The sequence below is a fragment of the Streptomyces sp. NPDC013457 genome (assembly GCF_043089925.1).
In the GTDB taxonomy this organism is placed as follows: Bacteria; Actinomycetota; Actinomycetes; order Streptomycetales; family Streptomycetaceae; genus Streptomyces.
Map to the genome: position 1 here is coordinate 58,496 of NZ_JBICBL010000005.1, position 15,560 is coordinate 74,055.

Here is a 15,560-nt window from a genome sequence, read left to right on the forward strand (position 1 = left end):
TCTGCTCCCTCCGCCGATCCTCTGATCTTCTGATTCGGTCAGGGTAGGTCCACAGACGTGACAAAAGGCCGAATGACGGCTGTCACGCAGTGAGCCAGTCGCGGAGACGTTCCTCGCACTGGAGGATCCGCTCGACGACGACGTGCTCGTCGACCTTGTGCGCGTAGATCGGGTCTCCGGGGCCGTAGTTGACGGCGGGGACGCCGAGGGCGCTGAAGCGCGCCACGTCGGTCCAGCCGAACTTCGGGTGGGCCGTGCCTCCCACGGCCTTCATGAACGCCTCCGCGGCAGGGTGGGAGAGGCCGGGGAGGGCGCCTCCGCTGTGGTCGTCGACGACGAACTCGGCGACGCCGCAGTCGGCGAAGACCTCGCGGACGTGCGCCTCGGCCTCCTCCGGGCCGAGGTCGGGCGCGTAGCGGTAGTTGACGACGACGGTGCAGGCGTCGGGGATGACGTTGTTGGCGACGCCGCCCTCGATCCGTACCGCGTTGAGGCCCTCGTGGTACTCCAGGCCGTCGATGACCGGCTTGCGCGGCTCGTACGCGGCGAGGCGGGCCAGGATCGGGGCGGCGGCGTGGATGGCGTTGGAGCCCATCCAGGAGCGCGCGGAGTGGGCGCGCTCGCCCTGCGTGTGCAGGAGGACGCGGAGCGTGCCCTGACAGCCGCCCTCGACCTCGGCGTTCGATCCTTCGAGGAGGATCGCGAAGTCGCCCTCCAGCCAGTCCGGGTGGGCCTCGGCGACCTTCCCGAGGCCGTTGAGGTGGGCGGCGACCTCCTCCTGGTCGTAGAAGACGAAGGTGAGGTCCCGGTTGGGCTCGGGAACGGTGGCGGCGATCCGGAGCTGGACGGCGACGCCCGACTTCATGTCGGAGGTGCCGCAGCCCCACAGGATGCCGTTCTCGTCGAGCCGCGAGGGCACGTTGTCGGCGATCGGCACGGTGTCGATGTGCCCGGCGAGGATCACGCGCTCCCCGTGGCCGAGCCGGGTGCGGGCCACGACGTTGTTGCCGAAGCGGTCGACGGTGAGGTGCGGCAGGGCGCGCAGGGCGAGCTCGATCGCGTCGGCGAGCGGCTTCTCCGTCCCGCTGACCGAGGGGAAGTCGACGAGGGCGGCGGTGAGCGCGGGGCCGTCGAGCGTGAGGTCGAGGGGAGCGTTGTCAGCCATGTGCCGACCCTAACCCGGCCTCCAGTACGGTGGGCCCCGTGTCCGAGCCCAGCCGTTCCCCCCACACTCGCCGCAAGGGCCGTCTCGCCAGGTTCACGGCGGCCCTCGTCGTGCTCTGCGGCCTGATCGCCTATGTGGCCGTACACCAGTCGACGGGCTCCAGAGGCGCACCCCGGTGCACCGTCGGCAGTGGCGAGAACACGTACGAGTTCACCCTGGAGCAGGCGTCCAACGCGGCGACCATCTCGGCCGTGGGCACCACACGCCGGATGCCGGAGCGGGCGGTCACGATCGCCCTGGCGACGGCGCTCCAGGAGTCCGCGCTGCGCAACATCAGGCACGGTGACCGGGACTCCCTCGGACTGTTCCAGCAGCGCCCGTCCATGGGCTGGGGAACGCCGGCGCAGATCATGGATCCGGTGTACTCCTCGGGAAGGTTCTACGAAGGCCTCGCGGAGGTTCCCGGCTATTCGCGGCTCCCGCTGACCGTGGCGGCGCAGAAGGTGCAGCGCAGCGGTTTCCCGCAGGCCTACGCGAAGCACGAGCCGGACGCGACGCTCCTGTCGGCCGCGCTGACGGGCCGCTCGGCCGCCGCCCTCCGCTGCATGACGGACCCGGCGCGGGACGGCGCCGCGGGCGATCCGGCGAAGCTGCGGGCGGAGCTGGTACGGGCCTTCGGCGAGAAGGCGGCGCCCCGGACGACGGCCGGCGGCAGCGCGAGGACGAGCGTCGGCTCCTCCTCCGCCGTGATCACCGTGCCGGTCCTCGCGACCACGGGGTCGGACGCCCGGCGCGGCTGGGAGCTCGCACACTGGGCCGTGGCGCGCGCGGAGGATCTGCGGGTCGTGGAGGTGGCGTACGCGGACAAGGTCTGGCGGGCGGGCAACTCCGCGGGCGCGTGGACGAAGACGGCCGACGCGGCCGGTGAAGGAACGGTTCGCATCCGCCTCGCGCGCTGAGGCGGGCACTAGGGCGCGCGTACGGGGCGTCACCCGACCGGGTATTCGCCGACGGACGTCGCCGGCCACCCGAACCCAGCTGCGCTCACGCCCTCGCTTCCCTTGCCCGGCAAGGGAAGTGACGGTTCGGCAGAGGTTGGATCTTCATCGCCTTCGTCCGCTTTCCTCCCCACCCGATAATGCGATGCATTGCGGAGCCTTTACCTTCGGTCGCCGCAACCTCTCCCTCCCTCGCCTCGGTTGTCACGGCGTCAGTACGTCGTCTTCGTCGAAGGAGCACCATGTCCCTCCCCCTGACCCGTCGGATCGCCCGCGCCGCCCTTCTCGTCGCGGCCGGAGCAGCCCCCGTGGTCGGTGCGGCCGGCTCCGCGAGCGCCATGGACCACAGCATCGCCCCCACCGGTGCGCTCTCCGGCATCAGCTCGCTGGACGGCGCCGGTGTCGGCAACGCCGTCGACGGCGCCTCGCAGACCGCCACCGGTGTCGTCGGCGACACCGGTACCAAGGCCGTCGGCAAGGCCGTCCCGGCCGCGGGCAAGACCGTGGGCTCGGCGGGCAAGACCGCCACTCCGGCCGCGCAGCAGGTCGCGGGCGACACCGCGGGCAGCGCGGGCGAGGTCCTCGGCGAGGCCGCCCCGGCGGCGGGCGGCCTCGGCAAGAACCTGCCGACCGGCGGGGTGCCCTCTCTGGGCGGTCTGCCGATCGGCGGCTGAACCCCCGGTACCGGTTCTCCGGCACCGGTACGGGAAAGGGCCCGGGGAGCGTCACGCCCCCCGGGCCCTTCCATGTCCGTGCGGCGGTCAGCCCAGGCGCTTGACCGCGGCCTCCACGCGCTCGTCCGTGGCCGTGAAGGCCACCCGGACGAACCGCTCCCCCGCCGTCCCGTAGAAGTCGCCGGGCGCGACGAGGATGCCCTTCTCGGCCAGGTACGCCACGGTCTCCCAGCACGGCTCGTCGCGGGTCGCCCACAGGTAGAGGCTCGCCTCGCTGTGCTCGATCCGGAAGCCGTGCGCCTCCAGCGCCGTCCTCAGCGCGGAGCGCCGGGCCGCGTACCGCTCCCGCTGCTCGGCGACGTGGCCGTCGTCGCCCAGCGCGGCGACCGTGGCGGCCTGCACCGGGGCGGCCGTCATCATCCCGCCGTGCTTGCGGATCAGGAGCAGCTCGCCGAGGACGGCCGCGTCGCCCGCGACGAACGCGGCGCGGTAGCCGGCCAGGTTGGAGCGCTTGGAGAGCGAGTGGACGGCGACGATCCCGTCGTACGAGCCGCCGCAGACGTCCGGGTGCAGCACGGAGACCGGGTCGGCCTCCCAGCCCAGCTCCAGGTAGCACTCGTCGGAGAAGACGAGGATCCCGTGCTCGCGGGCCCAGGCCACGATCCGGGTCAGCTCGTCCTTGCCGAGGACCTTGCCGGTCGGGTTGGAGGGCGAGTTGAGCCAGAGCAGCTTGACCGCGGCAGGGTCCAGGTCGGTCGTCGGGTCGTCGTAGACGACGGGCTCCGCGCCACAGAGCCGCGCGCCGACCTCGTACGTCGGGTAGGCCAGGCGCGGGTAGGCGACCTGGTCCCCGGCGCCGAGGCCGAGCTGGGTGGGCAGCCAGGCCACCAGCTCCTTGGAACCGACGACCGGCAGCACGTTGTGGTGGGTGAGCGCGACCGCGCCGAGGCGCCGCTCGCACCAGCCGGTGAGGGCGTCCCGCAGCTCGGTGGTGCCCCAGACCGTGGGATAGCCGGGCGAGTCCGCCGCCGCGACCAGCGCGCTCCGGATCAGCTCCGGCACGGGGTCGACCGGCGTGCCGACGGACAGGTCCACGATGCCGTCGGGGTGGGCGACCGCCGTCTTCTTGTACGGCTCCAGCTTGTCCCAGGGGAAGACGGGCAGGCGCGAGGAGACTGCGCCCGAGACTGCGCTCACGGTTTGGCTCACTTCGTCGTACGGACGGGAAACGCGTCGGTCCCGTACAGCGGGCGAGGCCGTACGGGACCGAGGGCGGTAGGTCAGCCGTTCTGCGGCGGCAGAGCGGCGATGAAGGGGTGGTCGCGCTCGATCAGGCCGAGCTTGGAGGCACCACCGGGCGAACCGAGCTCGTCGAAGAACTCGACGTTCGCCTTGTAGTAGTCCTTCCACTCCTCCGGGGTGTCGTCCTCGTAGAAGATGGCCTCGACCGGGCACACCGGCTCACAAGCACCACAGTCGACGCATTCGTCCGGGTGGATGTACAAGGACCGGGAGCCCTCGTAGATGCAGTCGACGGGGCACTCCTCGATGCATGCCTTGTCCTTGACGTCGACACAAGGCTGCGCGATGACGTAGGTCACGCTGTCGTTCCTCCTCGGTAGGGCTGGTCTGCGCGGGAGCGCGGCGTCGTCGATGCCCGCCCCTAGTATCTCCGTTCTTGGGGTCGATCCGAACAGGAGGGGCGGAGAAGCTGTGGAATTCACCGCAGGAGGTCGCCTTGAGGTACGTATTACCCGCGCTGACGTGGGAAAACGTGTCTCAGTTCGGTACGTGACGGATGCGGGTGACCACAGTGCGAAATTCACCGACGCGGTTGGAGTTCTCACATCCTGGGCCCACGGTGTGCTCTTGATCACACGCAGGACCGGTGAGACCGTCCGGATCGCGGAATCCGCCCTCGCCGCCGGCAAGGTCGTGCCGGCCGCTCCGGCCCGCAGGCGCGGCCCCGCCGCCTCCTTCGAGGAGCTGGCGCGCACGATGGCGCGCGGCTGGCAGCCGGTGGAGAGCGAGCCTCTGGGCGAGTGGACGCTGCGGGCGGCGGGCGGGTTCACCCGGCGCGCCAATTCGGTGCTTCCGCTCGGCGACCCCGGCCTCCCCCTGGACGAGGCCCTCGCGCGGGTGCGCGACTGGTACGGCGAGCGCGGTCTTCCCGCGTACGTACAGACGGCGACCGGCGCCGAGGGCGCGCAGGAGCTGCTCTGCGCCGACCTGGAGCGGCACGGCTGGCGCTCGGAGGTCTCGGCGGAGGCACGGATCGGGGGGCTCGCCCCGGTCGGCGACCTGGACGCGGACGTGTCGCGCGTCCGGCTCACGCGGAGCGTGGACGAGGCGTGGCTCCGCCGCTACAACCGGTCCGGCGAGGTCGGACCTCATGTGCTGAGCGTCCTGACCGGCGGCCCGAGTGTGTGGTTCGCGTCCGTACCGGGCACGGAAGACATACCGGCGGCGATCGGACGGTGTGTGGTCGACGGCCGCTGGGCCGGGTTCATGGCGGTGGAGGTCGACCCCGCGCAGCGGCGCAAGGGCCTGGCCACGGCCGTGATGGCGGCGCTCGCCCGGCAGGCCCTGGACGAGGGCGCGTCGGCGGCCTGGCTGCAGGTGGAGTCGGACAACGACGGCGCCCGGGCGCTGTACGAGCGGATGGGCTTCGCGGTCCATCACCACTACCACCACTACCGGGCGACCGAGGCGTGAGCGAGGTGACCGACGTGACCGGCGCGGGCGACTGGCGGCGCGAGTTCGCGGAGGAGGCGCGTTCGCGGCGCCCGGACCTGGCGCGGCTCTGCCTGCTGATCGGGGCGGTCGCGGACGGGTCGGTGACCTCGGCGGACCTGGACGCGGCGGAGATCGAGCTGGACCGGCTGGCCGGGGAGCTGCCGTACGGCCTGCGTGAGCCGGACGACTGGGTGGCCGCGCTGGCCCGGCTGCTCGGCGGCCGGTACGGCTTCCAGGGCGTCCCCTCGGACTACCAGCGGCTGGAGTCCTCGCTGCTCCACGAGGTCCTGAAGCGCCGGCGCGGTCTGCCGATCCTCCTGTCCGTGCTCTGGATGGAGGTCGCCCGCCGGGCGGGCGCGCCGGTGTACGGCCTCGGACTGCCGGGCCACTTCGTGGTGGGCTTCGGCGACCCCTCGGTCCAGGTCTTCGCGGACCCGTTCGCGGGCGGTCGGCCGATGACGGGCATGGACGCCGAGCTGCTGGTGGCGGGTGCGACGGGCGAACCCCTCGAACCGTCGATGCTGCGCCCGGCGGACCCGCTGGAGATCGTCCTGCGCATCCTGAACAACATCCGGGCCTGGGCCGCGCCCCGCCCGGAGCGCTCCGGCGTGGCGCTGTGGGCCGTGGAGCTGTCCCTGATGCTCCCCGCCCACCCGGCCAGGCTGCGCTACGAGCACGCGGAGCTGCTGGTGCAGCGGGGCGAGTTCGAGGCGGGGGCGGCGGAGATGGAGGCGTACGCCTCGGTGGTCGACGCGGTCGAGCCGAGCGCGGCGGCGTCGATCCGGAACCGGGCGCAGGCGGCGCGGGCGCTGCTGAACTAGGGCGGGGTCCTCAGGGTGTCGACTTGATAGGCAAGTGAACACTTGCCTATCCTGGAGCCGTGGCCGACGACGTCTTCAAAGCCTTGGCCGACCCCACCCGCCGCACGATCCTCGACGAGCTGACGGAGAGGTCCGGACAGACACTGTTCGAGATCTGTTCGCGACTGAGCATGAAGCACCAGCTCGGCATCTCGCGCCAGGCGGTCTCCCAGCACCTCGCGGTGCTGGAGGCGGCCGGCCTGGTCGAGACGAGGCGGGAGGGGCGCTACAAGTTCCACGACCTGAACACGGCCCCGCTGCGGCAGATCGCCGAGCGGTGGCTCGTGCCCGACACCTCCGGACCGCGGGAGAGCACCCCATGAAGATCCGTCTGACCAGCGTCTTCGTCGACGACCAGGCGAAGGCCCTGCACTTCTACACCGAGATCCTCGGCTTCGTGAAGAAGCACGACGTCCCGGTGGGCGAGAAGGACCGGTGGCTGACCGTCGTCTCCGCCGACGAGCCCGAAGGCACCGAACTCCTCCTGGAGCCCGCCGGCCACCCGGCCGTCAAGGCCTACCGTGACGCGCTCGTCGGCGACGGCATCCCGCTCGCCCAGTTCGCCGTCGACGACGTCCACGCGGAACACGAGCGCCTGACCGCCCTGGGCGTCCGCTTCGTCCAGGACCCCCTGGAGATGGGCCCCGTCACCACGGCGGTCCTCGACGACACCTGCGGCAACCTGATCCAGATCGCGACGCAGCCGTAGGGGGCGCCGTCCCGCCCGCCCACGGCTGACGGGTTCAGCTCATGTGGTTGTACGTACGCCCCGCGTGGATGTCGGTGAGCGTGCGGGCGCGGAACGGCCGGTGGCGGTCGCCGGTGCCGGAGTAGACGTAGACGGTCTTCGAGCCCGGGTGGGTGGCGAAGAGGTCGGCCCTGCCGTCGTGGTCGACGTCTCCCGCGCCGATGAGCTGGGCGTAGATCTGCCAGCCGCCGCCGATGCGGGTGCGCTGGGTGAAGGTGCCGTCGCCCTTGCCGAGGTAGAGCCACAGCACGCCCTCCCTGTCACGGGCGACGAGATCGCCCGCCGGACCGCCGGCGAGCTCTCCCACGGCGGCGAGCTGGTCGTAGATCTGCCAGCCGGTGCCGATCCGCTTGCGGGCCTCGAAGGGGCGGGAGGTGAGGCCGGTGCTCTCGTAGAGCCAGAGGGTGCCGGCCTTGTCGCCGGCGACGACGTCCGGTCGCCCGTCCCCGGTGAGGTCGCTGCCGCCGGTGATGGTCGCGTACGTCTGCCAGCCTCCGCCGATCTGCGTGCGCGAGAGGAAGCCGCTGCCTGAAGGCTGGTGGAGCCAGAGGACGCCGTCCTTGTCACGGGCGATCACATCCGCGGTATGCCCATAGCCGGCGATGTTCCCGACGACCTCGGTCTTGTCGTAGATGTGCCAGCCGGAGCGGATCGCATATGCCTGGCGGCCGTCTCCCGGGCTGTCCCTCCACAACGTGCCCGAGGAGTCACGGCCGAGCAGGTCCGGGGAGCCGTCGTTGTCCAGGTCGTGGGTCACCGAGGCGTCGGTGCCCAGGTGGGCCAGGAGCTGGACGCCCGGCCGGCCCTCCGCGGTCGGGGCGATACGGAAGACACCGGCGCCGTGCGCGGCGGAACGGCCCTCTGTGATCTTGGCCGTGCCGTCGGGGGTGGTGTGCGAGGTGGAGGTGTGGTCGAGCACCTCGACGGTCTCGCCCGACCGCAGGTGGCGGGCGGTCCCGTCGTACATCAGCCAGTCACCGAGCAGTTCGATGTCGGGTCCGTGGTCGGCCGCGGTCCCCGGGACCGTCACGGTGCTCTCGGCTCCGCTCGCGCGGTCCCGGACCACGACCCTGAGCGTGTTCGTGGCCGTGTCGCCCTCGACCCAGGCGAAGCGTTCGCCGGAGACGGCGGCATCGCGGCCCCACGGGCCCGCCGGATACGGGAAGGTCTCCGTGACGGAGGCGGTGGCCAGGTCGATGAGCCCGCGCCGGCGTTCGCCCGCCGCGGTGCTGTAGGTGAGCAGGCCCTGCCCGGCGGCGGCCGGCACCACGCGTTCGTACCGTGTCCCTTCCGGCAGGCCTGTCACGCGGCGCTGGCCGGAGTCCTGCGCCTTCATGAACAGCTCCGCCTTCGCGAGGACGAACAGAGCCTCGCCGGCGGTGCCCCGGTACTCCAGATCCAGCGTGCCGGGTACCTCGTCCGGGCCGAACGACTCCCCCGTGGCCAGGTTCGTGGCCGTGGCCCCGAACCCCTCGGAGGACACGACCAGGAGGTCCCCGGACGTGTCGGTGATGTGCACGTCCGTTCTGAAGGACATGTCACGGGACGGGCCCGGACCGTAGGGGGTCCAGCGCACCGTCTTGCTCATGTCATCGTCGCCGACGGACACGCTCGTGAAGTACCCCGCGCTGCCCCCGCCCAGCAGGTGGGTGCCCGGCAGGAGCGATCGGACCTCGACCGGGTCCGCCGCCGAGGACGTCCGGGCGGAGACGAGGGCACCCGCCGGCGCGGCGGTCAGAACGCCCGCTCCGAGGGTGACGGCAAGGACGGCGGCGACGGCGGCGCCGAGACGGCGCCTGGGCATGCGGCTGGACATCACGTCACTTCTCCTGAACGGGCGGGCAGACACGCACCGGTGCGCGCCACCCGTTCGACCACCGAACAGGAGAAGGGGTTGTACGAGCCGCTGCTCAGGTCTGCGGCACCGTCCTGCGCAGTGCTCGCAGGAACCAGTCGACGGCCGGGGCCGGAGACTCCGGGGGTGGCCAGCCGTTGATGCGGGCGAGGAGCTGGAGGTACCGAACGCGGCGGGGGTCGGTCGCGGCCTTCAGGTACGCGGGGAGGTCGTCCGGGCATGCGGGGTGGGCCGTGACGTGGGCGACGATCGCCCCGGCCTCCGGCGAGGCGGGGTCGAGGGCGAGGTCGGCCCTCTCGCGTACGACGGCCACGATGTCGGGACGCGGGGGCGCGCCGCCGCCGGCCCGGGCGGCGGAGACCCGCTCGGTCAGGCGCCGCGTGTCGGCCACGAACTCCGGGTCCTGCGTCAGCTCGGCCAGCTCCACCCACGCCGCGACCTGCGCGTCGTCGGGATCGTCGGGCAGATCCGGCGTCATGGAGCGGACGACGCCCGGGTCGAGTCCGGTGCAGGCGGCGTCGAGGAACTCCGCGATCAGACGTTCACGTTCGGCTGCGGACAGTTTCGCCAGCTTGTGCATGAGGTCCATCTCCTCCGGGGTAGAGCCCCGACCGGCCACCGCCGTCAGCACCGCGCGCCGCAGCCTCAGCGTGCGGATCTGCACGTCGAGCGCCTCGGCGTGGGCGGCGGCCACCTCGGCGAGCGAGGCCTCCCGGTCCAGGACCTTCCGGATGCCGGGAAGCCCGAACCCCAGGTCGCGAAGCGTCCGTACGAGGTCGAGGCGTGCGACGGCGTCGACGCCGTAGAGGCGGTGGCCGGCGGGGGTGCGGTCGAGGGGCGGCACGATCCCCTCGTCGGAGTAGAACCGCACGGCCTTGACCGTCACACCGGTCCGCCGCGCCAGTTCACCGATCGAGAAGAGCGTGTCGCCGTCCATGCGGACCACTCTGGGACCTCCCCTTGGGGGAGACGCAAGGCCGCCGGTCGATACCTTGACCCCAGGCTCGACGTACTCCGAAGGGATCCCGGCATGTCCAGCGACCGGCTCATGCGCATCCACAGCGACGAGTTCCAGGCCATGGCCGAGAGGGTCCTGCGGGTCACCGAGCTCACCTCCCGCCTGAACGTCCTGCCCTTCGAGGACGAGGTGGGCAAGGCGGAGCTGTTCGCACTGATCCTCGGCAAGCCGCTGCCACCGAGAGTCACGATCTATCCGCCCTTCTACACGGACCACGGCTTGAACCTCGACCTCGCCGAGCGGGTCTTCATCAACCAGAACTGCACGTTCCTGGACTACGCCGGCATCCGCCTCGGCGAGCGGGTGATGGTCGGACCGAAGGTCACCTTCATCACCGGTGGCCACCCGGTCGATCCCGAGGAGCGGCGGCTGTACCTCACCGGCGCGCCCATCGACGTGGCGGAGAACGTCTGGATCGGTGCCGGTGCCACCATCCTGCCCGGCGTCAGCATCGGCCGTGACGCCGTGATCGCCGCCGGCGCGGTCGTGGCCGACGACGTTCCGCCGGCGAGCCTGGTGACCGGTGGGAAGGCGACCGTGCGGCGCACGTGGTGAGGGGGGCCCCTTCGAGGCCGCATATCGCGTTGTGGGCGCCCTGGCGCGCGCATAGGGTCGCCGACATGTCGATACGCCTTCGTATGCGTGAAGCCCTGCCCGTCGCCATGCGCGCCCGCGACAAGGCGGCGGTGAGCGCCCTGCGTTCGACGCTCGCCGCGCTCGACAACGCCGAGGCCGTTCCCCTGACCGAGGACCAGCTCCGTGGCACCGCCCTCGAGGCCTCTCCGGCCGGTGTCGGGGCCACGGAGGCCGTACGGCAGGAGCTGAGCGAGCACACCGTGGTGGAGCTTGTCCGCGCCGAGGCAGCAGAGCGTCTGGAGGCCGCCGAGCAGCTCACCGCGCCCGCCCACGCCGACCGGGCCGCGCGACTCCGCGCGGAGGCCGAGGTGCTGCTCCGCTTCCTCGACTGTCCCGGCCCGCGCGCGGCGGCCACCCCATAAGATCGGCCCCGGATCCAGGGGAGGTCCGAGGGGGCCGTGATGAGACCGCTTGACGCAGGCATGCCGATGGAGGCCGGACCGTACCGGCTGCTGACCGAGCTGGGAAGCGGCGGAATGGGCCGGGTCTTCCTCGGAGCCGCTCCCGACGGCCGCCTCGCCGCGGTGAAGCAGGTGCACCGGCGGTTCGCCGCCGAGGACGGCTTCCGTACACGGTTCCAGCGCGAGGTCGTCGCCTCGCGCCGCGTCTCCGGCGCCTATACCGCCGCCGTCATGGACGCGGACGCCGATGCCGAGCTGCCGTGGCTCGCCTCGGTGTTCGTGCCAGGCCCCTCCCTCGGAGCGGCCGTGAACTCCACCGGTCCGCTGCCCGCCGAGACCGTACGCCGGCTGGCGCTGGGCCTGGTGACGGCGCTCGACGAGATCCACCGGGTGGGCCTCATCCACCGTGACCTCAAGCCGGAGAACGTCCTGCTCGCCGAGGACGGCGTCCGCGTGATCGACTTCGGCATCGCCCGTGCGGCCGAACCGGAAGCGGCCACCGCACTGACCCAGACCGGCTGGGTGATCGGCTCGCCGCCGTTCATGTCGCCCGAGCAGGCCGAGACCAAGGACCTCACCCCGGCGAGCGACGTCTTCTCGCTCGGCGCCGTCCTCGCCTTCGCGTCGACCGGGCGCTCGCCCTTCGCGGCGGACTCGACCCTGATGACCCTGTTCAACGTGGTCAACTCCAAGCCCGACCTCGGCGGAGTACCGAAGGACCTGCGCGGAACCGTCGCCCGTTGCCTCGCCAAGAACCCGTCGGAGCGCCCGTCCCTGGCCGACCTCAGGAAGCTGCTCGGTCCGGTCTCCCCGGCGACCCGTCCGTGGCCGCCCGCCGTCCACGAGCTGATCGCCGAACAGAAGGACCGGCTGGAGGCCCTGTTGGGCGGCGACGACGACGTCGAGGACGGTACGCCCCCCTCGCCCCCACCGGCACCCGAGCCCGTCCCGGCACGGGAGCCCGCCCCGGCACGGGAGCCCGCCCCGGACGCCGAGACCGTCACGGCGACGGCATCGGAACCCGCGCCCGCCCCCACCACCCGCGCGCCGCGCAGGCGCGGCAGGCTCGTGGCCCTGGTGGCGGCGGTCACGGTACTGGCGGGCGCGGGAGTGGGCACGTACCTCACGCTCCAGAGCGACGACGGCGGGGACGGTGGTACGGGCGGCTCGGCGAAGAACCCGGCGGACAGGTACACGAAACTACCGACCTGCGCGGACGCGGCCCCGACCCTGCCCCTGCCGGCCCGGCGCACGGACCAGGACAGCAGCGTCGAGAACAGCCCCGTCTACGTGACCCGCTGCTCCTGGTACACCAAGGAGACGGAGCTGTACGCGGGGGATACGCCGGACGCGGTCGTCCGCTGGACCCTGATAAGGACGACCAGCGCGGACGGGAACGGTACCGAGCGCGCCGACGAGACCTTCGACCAGGATCAGTTCGTCCGCGCGGAAGGCGTCGACTTCGGCGACGAGGCCACCTGGGACCCGTTCCGCGGCGACTGGAACTGCTCCTTGAACGTCCGCGACGGCAACCTCACCGTCTGGGTCATGCTGACGGGCGACCGGCACCCCAACTCGACGTGTGAGGACGAGGCCGTCCGGATCGCCAGGGCCGCCGTGTCAGCGATGCCCAAGTGACGACCGCTTGACCCCGTCGACGAACACCGCCCAGGCGGGAGCGGGGAAGAGGAGCGCAGGGCCGGAGGGGTTCTTGCTGTCCCGGACGGGGACGTGAGCGGGACAGGCTGCGTCGTTGACTTCGAGGCAGTTGCCGCTGTCGCCACCGCTGTAGGAGGACTTCCGCCAGGCGGGGACGACCGAGGCGTCAGGGATGCTCGTCGTGCTGCTGTGATGCATGTTCGTATTCCTTCGCAACGGACCTGATCAGAGCTAGCGACTCGCAGTGGGACAGCGCGTCACCCAGTGCGTGATCGTAGTCGAGCTGACATGCCCGAACCATGTCCGGAGACTCCCAGACACGACCGCTGTTGAGCCCTTCCACGTACGCGATCGGGGGCTGGTCCTCGAACCACATCAAGGAGACAAACCCCTCCAGAAGCGTGTGTGCACCCGCGCTGAACGGCAGTACGTGCACTCGAATCCGGCGGCGCTCCGCCAGGCGCACGATGTGACAGAGCTGCTCGCACATCACCGCCGGGCCGCCTATCCTCCGTCGCAGCACGGCCTCGTCGAGGATCACCCAGAACATCGGGGAGTCGAAGTTCTCCAGGATGCGGGCCCGTTCGAGCCTTGTGACGAGGAGCCTGTCACATTCGTCGTCGCTCTTGGGTTCGGGGCCCGAGGTGAGAACTTCTTCGGCGTACGCCCGGGTCTGGAGCACGCCGGGGACCAGCGTCGGCGCATACACCCGGATCGTCGTCGCCTGGCCCTCGAACTCCAACGCCTCCGCGAAGTGCTCCGCCACCGCCTTCCCGTCCAGCGCCGGCAGGAACCGCTCGAAAAAGCCCCCGGCGTCCAGCACCTGGTCCAAACGCCGCGCGTCCCCCACGTCCGGGCGGCGTCTGCCCGCCTCCATGTGGGCCAGGTGGGTGCGCGAGATGATCGTCAGTTCGCTGAGGCCCTCCTGGGTGAGCCCCGCCGCTTCTCTTCGGCGTTTCAGCTCTTCACCGTATTTTCGGCGCGACTCGGGATTGTCCTCGATTGCCATGGCCAACTCCCCGACGTGCTGGTTGCGTTGTCACATGCGGACCCCTGTCGAGCGTAACGTGATCCACGCCACTGTGTGACCGGAGCAACACACAGAGCGAAAGGGCTCGCACTCAATGCAAACCCCCCATGGTCCAGGCGCCTTCGTCGCCCATACCGGAACCGACGTCTACGGCCCCGGCAAGGTCATCGGCGTGGACGGAGTCCACCGGCGCGTGCGGTTCGTGCACTTCGTGGCCACGATCCGCTCCTCCGACCTCCGGCCCGCCACCCCCCGCGAGACGCGGGAGATCCAGGACTGGCTGCGCGAGAAGCAGCAGCGGTACGGCGGGGAGTGGTGATGCGGCTGCGTGTCTCGCGCGACGGCGGGCGGACCTGGTCCGAGGCGAGGACGTACACGCCCCGGCGGGCAGACGTGCCGGTCGAATCGATTCTCCGATTTCCGCCCTGCCGGTGCGACCTGTGCACTGTCACACCAAGTGACCATCCGGTCACGGAGCTTGCGGTACGGTGAGCACAAAAGCGGCCCCCGAGCTGGTTGCAGCCAGCGCCGAGGGCCTTCACTTCGAGTGCCACGGGAGGCACCCGGAATGCTTCGTCATGCTAACGCGCCCACTCGGCGCTTCAGTCAGATCCCCCACGAGATCCTGCGCCACCCCGATCTCAATTCCGACGCGGTACGGCTGCTGTGCTGGCAGCTCTCGCTGCCCGACGGCGTCAACGAGCCGCTCTCCAAGACCGCCGAACGGGCGGGCATCCGCAAGGTCGCCTTCCTGCGCGCCAAGGGGCAGTTGAAGGCGGCCGGCTATCTCCACGAGTGGCGCGAGCAGGGCGCACGCGGGCTCTGGGCCACCCGGCAGCTCGTCTCCAACGTGCCGTTGAGCCCGGCCGAGGCCTCGGCGGCGCGCTGCGGCGCTCCGACGGACACCCGTCCGGCCGCCGGTGAGCCGACCGGTCGGGCCGTCGGCCGTCATCCAGAAAGGACATCCAGGGAGAACACCTCCATCCCTCCCCCGCCCCTGGTGCCGGAAGACGCCGAAGCCCGCCGTCTCGTCGACGAGCTGCCCGACCTCGATCCCCGGCTGCGCGTTCCGCGCGCCATGCTTCCCGAGCTGACGGGCCTCGCGGCCCGCTGGCTGGAGGCCGGGCACATGGCCGACGCCGTACGGGACGCCGTCGCCCGTTGCCTGCCGGGCCGCGGCAGTCCCATCCACCGCCCCGGCGGGCTGTTGCGGTACATCCTCCGCGAAGTGCCGCCGGTCGCGCCGGCGCCTCCGGCCCCCCGGGTGGCCGCGCTCCGCGAGTGCGAGAGCGGGCTTCACGTACAGCCGTACCTGTTCCTGCCGTTGGCCGACGAGGACCATTGCGGGGGCTGCCGTCGGCCCTCCACGGCCTCCTCCGCCACCGCCACCGCACAGACCGGCCCTTCCCTGGCCCGCGCGGCCCTCCGACGGCGCCTGTAGGGCGTACGCGTCGGCGACTTCCTGCCTACTCTCCGGCCCACCATTTACGGGGTGCACCCGTCTCGAAGTGCAGTCCGTCGTGGCCGCGCGGCAGCTCGCAGAAGAAGTTGCCCTGAAGGAAGAGGTCCCAGCTGTCCGGTCCGGGCTCCATGCAGCGAGGCGTGGGCGCTGCGGCCGCGGCCGATACGGGATTCTGCTCGTCGGTCATACACACATTCTCTCGCGCAGCGGGTATCGATGCGACAATCACCCTTCCCTACCCGAGAGTTGTCTGTACAACTCGCGGTCGCCGTTCCCCGATCGGACGTCGAGAGTTCACTCCCGAGTGCTGCGATACAC

At 71.5% G+C, this 15,560-nt stretch carries 19 protein-coding genes; 11 read left to right on the forward strand and 8 right to left on the reverse strand.

Features of this window, described 5'->3' with window-relative positions:
* Positions 1-82 precede the first annotated feature (82 nt).
* On the reverse strand, positions 83-1,165 hold the full coding sequence (gene dapE, locus ACF1G2_RS14755; protein WP_391798625.1) for a succinyl-diaminopimelate desuccinylase: 1,083 nt from the start codon (positions 1,163-1,165) through the stop codon (positions 83-85).
* A gap of 38 nt (positions 1,166-1,203) precedes the next feature.
* Here dapE and ACF1G2_RS14760 point away from each other — a divergent pair, with 38 nt between their 5' ends.
* The gene (locus ACF1G2_RS14760) at positions 1,204-2,124 is read left to right on the forward strand and encodes a hypothetical protein (protein WP_391798626.1); all 921 of its coding nucleotides are present in this window, start codon (positions 1,204-1,206) and stop codon (positions 2,122-2,124) included.
* A 281-nt stretch (positions 2,125-2,405) separates the two neighbouring features.
* Complete coding sequence (locus ACF1G2_RS14765) at positions 2,406-2,837, forward strand: ATP-binding protein (protein WP_391798627.1); 432 nt, start codon at positions 2,406-2,408, stop codon at positions 2,835-2,837.
* A gap of 87 nt (positions 2,838-2,924) precedes the next feature.
* Here the strand turns inward: ACF1G2_RS14765 and ACF1G2_RS14770 are convergent, their stop codons facing one another.
* Positions 2,925-4,034 (reverse strand): bifunctional succinyldiaminopimelate transaminase/glutamate-prephenate aminotransferase, encoded by a 1,110-nt coding sequence (locus ACF1G2_RS14770; RefSeq protein WP_391798628.1) that lies wholly within the window; start codon positions 4,032-4,034, stop codon positions 2,925-2,927.
* Positions 4,035-4,117: 83 nt separating this feature from the next.
* Positions 4,118-4,438: a ferredoxin gene (gene fdxA, locus ACF1G2_RS14775; protein WP_003985062.1), complete on the reverse strand. Its 321-nt coding sequence runs from the start codon at positions 4,436-4,438 to the stop codon at positions 4,118-4,120.
* Positions 4,439-4,550: 112 nt separating this feature from the next.
* Here fdxA and ACF1G2_RS14780 point away from each other — a divergent pair, with 112 nt between their 5' ends.
* From ACF1G2_RS14780 to ACF1G2_RS14795, 4 genes are read left to right on the forward strand one after another with little or no spacing between them, the layout of a single operon-like run.
* A complete protein-coding gene (locus ACF1G2_RS14780; RefSeq protein WP_391798629.1) occupies positions 4,551-5,552 on the forward strand; it encodes a GNAT family N-acetyltransferase in 1,002 nt (333 codons plus the stop codon).
* Positions 5,549-6,394: a tetratricopeptide repeat protein gene (locus tag ACF1G2_RS14785; protein WP_391798630.1), complete on the forward strand. Its 846-nt coding sequence runs from the start codon at positions 5,549-5,551 to the stop codon at positions 6,392-6,394. The genes ACF1G2_RS14780 and ACF1G2_RS14785 overlap by 4 nt, the downstream gene beginning before the upstream one ends.
* A 59-nt stretch (positions 6,395-6,453) precedes the next feature.
* The gene (locus ACF1G2_RS14790; RefSeq protein WP_391798631.1) at positions 6,454-6,756 is read left to right on the forward strand and encodes an ArsR/SmtB family transcription factor; all 303 of its coding nucleotides are present in this window, start codon (positions 6,454-6,456) and stop codon (positions 6,754-6,756) included.
* Positions 6,753-7,142 (forward strand): VOC family protein, encoded by a 390-nt coding sequence (locus tag ACF1G2_RS14795; protein WP_391798632.1) that lies wholly within the window; start codon positions 6,753-6,755, stop codon positions 7,140-7,142. Before ACF1G2_RS14790 ends, ACF1G2_RS14795 begins: the two co-directional genes overlap by 4 nt.
* A gap of 34 nt (positions 7,143-7,176) precedes the next feature.
* Here the strand turns inward: ACF1G2_RS14795 and ACF1G2_RS14800 are convergent, their stop codons facing one another.
* Together ACF1G2_RS14800 and ACF1G2_RS14805 are read right to left on the reverse strand one after the other, a co-directional pair.
* On the reverse strand, positions 7,177-8,997 hold the full coding sequence (locus tag ACF1G2_RS14800) for an FG-GAP repeat domain-containing protein (protein WP_391798633.1): 1,821 nt from the start codon (positions 8,995-8,997) through the stop codon (positions 7,177-7,179).
* A gap of 94 nt (positions 8,998-9,091) precedes the next feature.
* Positions 9,092-9,973, reverse strand: coding sequence for a MerR family transcriptional regulator (locus tag ACF1G2_RS14805; RefSeq protein WP_391798634.1), 882 nt, complete (start codon positions 9,971-9,973; stop codon positions 9,092-9,094).
* Positions 9,974-10,066: 93 nt separating this feature from the next.
* On the opposite strand from ACF1G2_RS14805, the gene ACF1G2_RS14810 reads away from it, so the two are divergent.
* From ACF1G2_RS14810 to ACF1G2_RS14820, 3 genes are all read left to right on the forward strand, one after another.
* The gene (locus ACF1G2_RS14810; protein WP_391798635.1) at positions 10,067-10,609 is read left to right on the forward strand and encodes a DapH/DapD/GlmU-related protein; all 543 of its coding nucleotides are present in this window, start codon (positions 10,067-10,069) and stop codon (positions 10,607-10,609) included.
* A gap of 107 nt (positions 10,610-10,716) precedes the next feature.
* Positions 10,717-11,052, forward strand: coding sequence for a hypothetical protein (locus ACF1G2_RS14815; protein WP_391799028.1), 336 nt, complete (start codon positions 10,717-10,719; stop codon positions 11,050-11,052).
* A 39-nt stretch (positions 11,053-11,091) separates the two neighbouring features.
* The gene (locus ACF1G2_RS14820) at positions 11,092-12,729 is read left to right on the forward strand and encodes a protein kinase (protein WP_391798636.1); all 1,638 of its coding nucleotides are present in this window, start codon (positions 11,092-11,094) and stop codon (positions 12,727-12,729) included.
* Here the strand turns inward: ACF1G2_RS14820 and ACF1G2_RS14825 are convergent.
* Complete coding sequence (locus ACF1G2_RS14825; protein ID WP_391798637.1) at positions 12,712-12,948, reverse strand: DUF397 domain-containing protein; 237 nt, start codon at positions 12,946-12,948, stop codon at positions 12,712-12,714. The genes ACF1G2_RS14820 and ACF1G2_RS14825 overlap by 18 nt on opposite strands.
* Complete coding sequence (locus tag ACF1G2_RS14830) at positions 12,917-13,759, reverse strand: Scr1 family TA system antitoxin-like transcriptional regulator (protein WP_391798638.1); 843 nt, start codon at positions 13,757-13,759, stop codon at positions 12,917-12,919. Before ACF1G2_RS14830 ends, ACF1G2_RS14825 begins: the two co-directional genes overlap by 32 nt.
* 115 nt (positions 13,760-13,874) lie before the next feature.
* Here ACF1G2_RS14830 and ACF1G2_RS14835 point away from each other — a divergent pair, with 115 nt between their 5' ends.
* Positions 13,875-14,099 (forward strand): hypothetical protein, encoded by a 225-nt coding sequence (locus ACF1G2_RS14835; protein WP_391798639.1) that lies wholly within the window; start codon positions 13,875-13,877, stop codon positions 14,097-14,099.
* A 249-nt stretch (positions 14,100-14,348) separates the two neighbouring features.
* On the forward strand, positions 14,349-15,221 hold the full coding sequence (locus tag ACF1G2_RS14840) for a hypothetical protein (protein ID WP_391798640.1): 873 nt from the start codon (positions 14,349-14,351) through the stop codon (positions 15,219-15,221).
* 25 nt (positions 15,222-15,246) lie between these two features.
* Here ACF1G2_RS14840 and ACF1G2_RS14845 read toward each other — a convergent pair whose 3' ends face one another.
* Positions 15,247-15,429: a hypothetical protein gene (locus ACF1G2_RS14845; protein WP_391798641.1), complete on the reverse strand. Its 183-nt coding sequence runs from the start codon at positions 15,427-15,429 to the stop codon at positions 15,247-15,249.
* Positions 15,430-15,560: the final 131 nt, after the last annotated feature.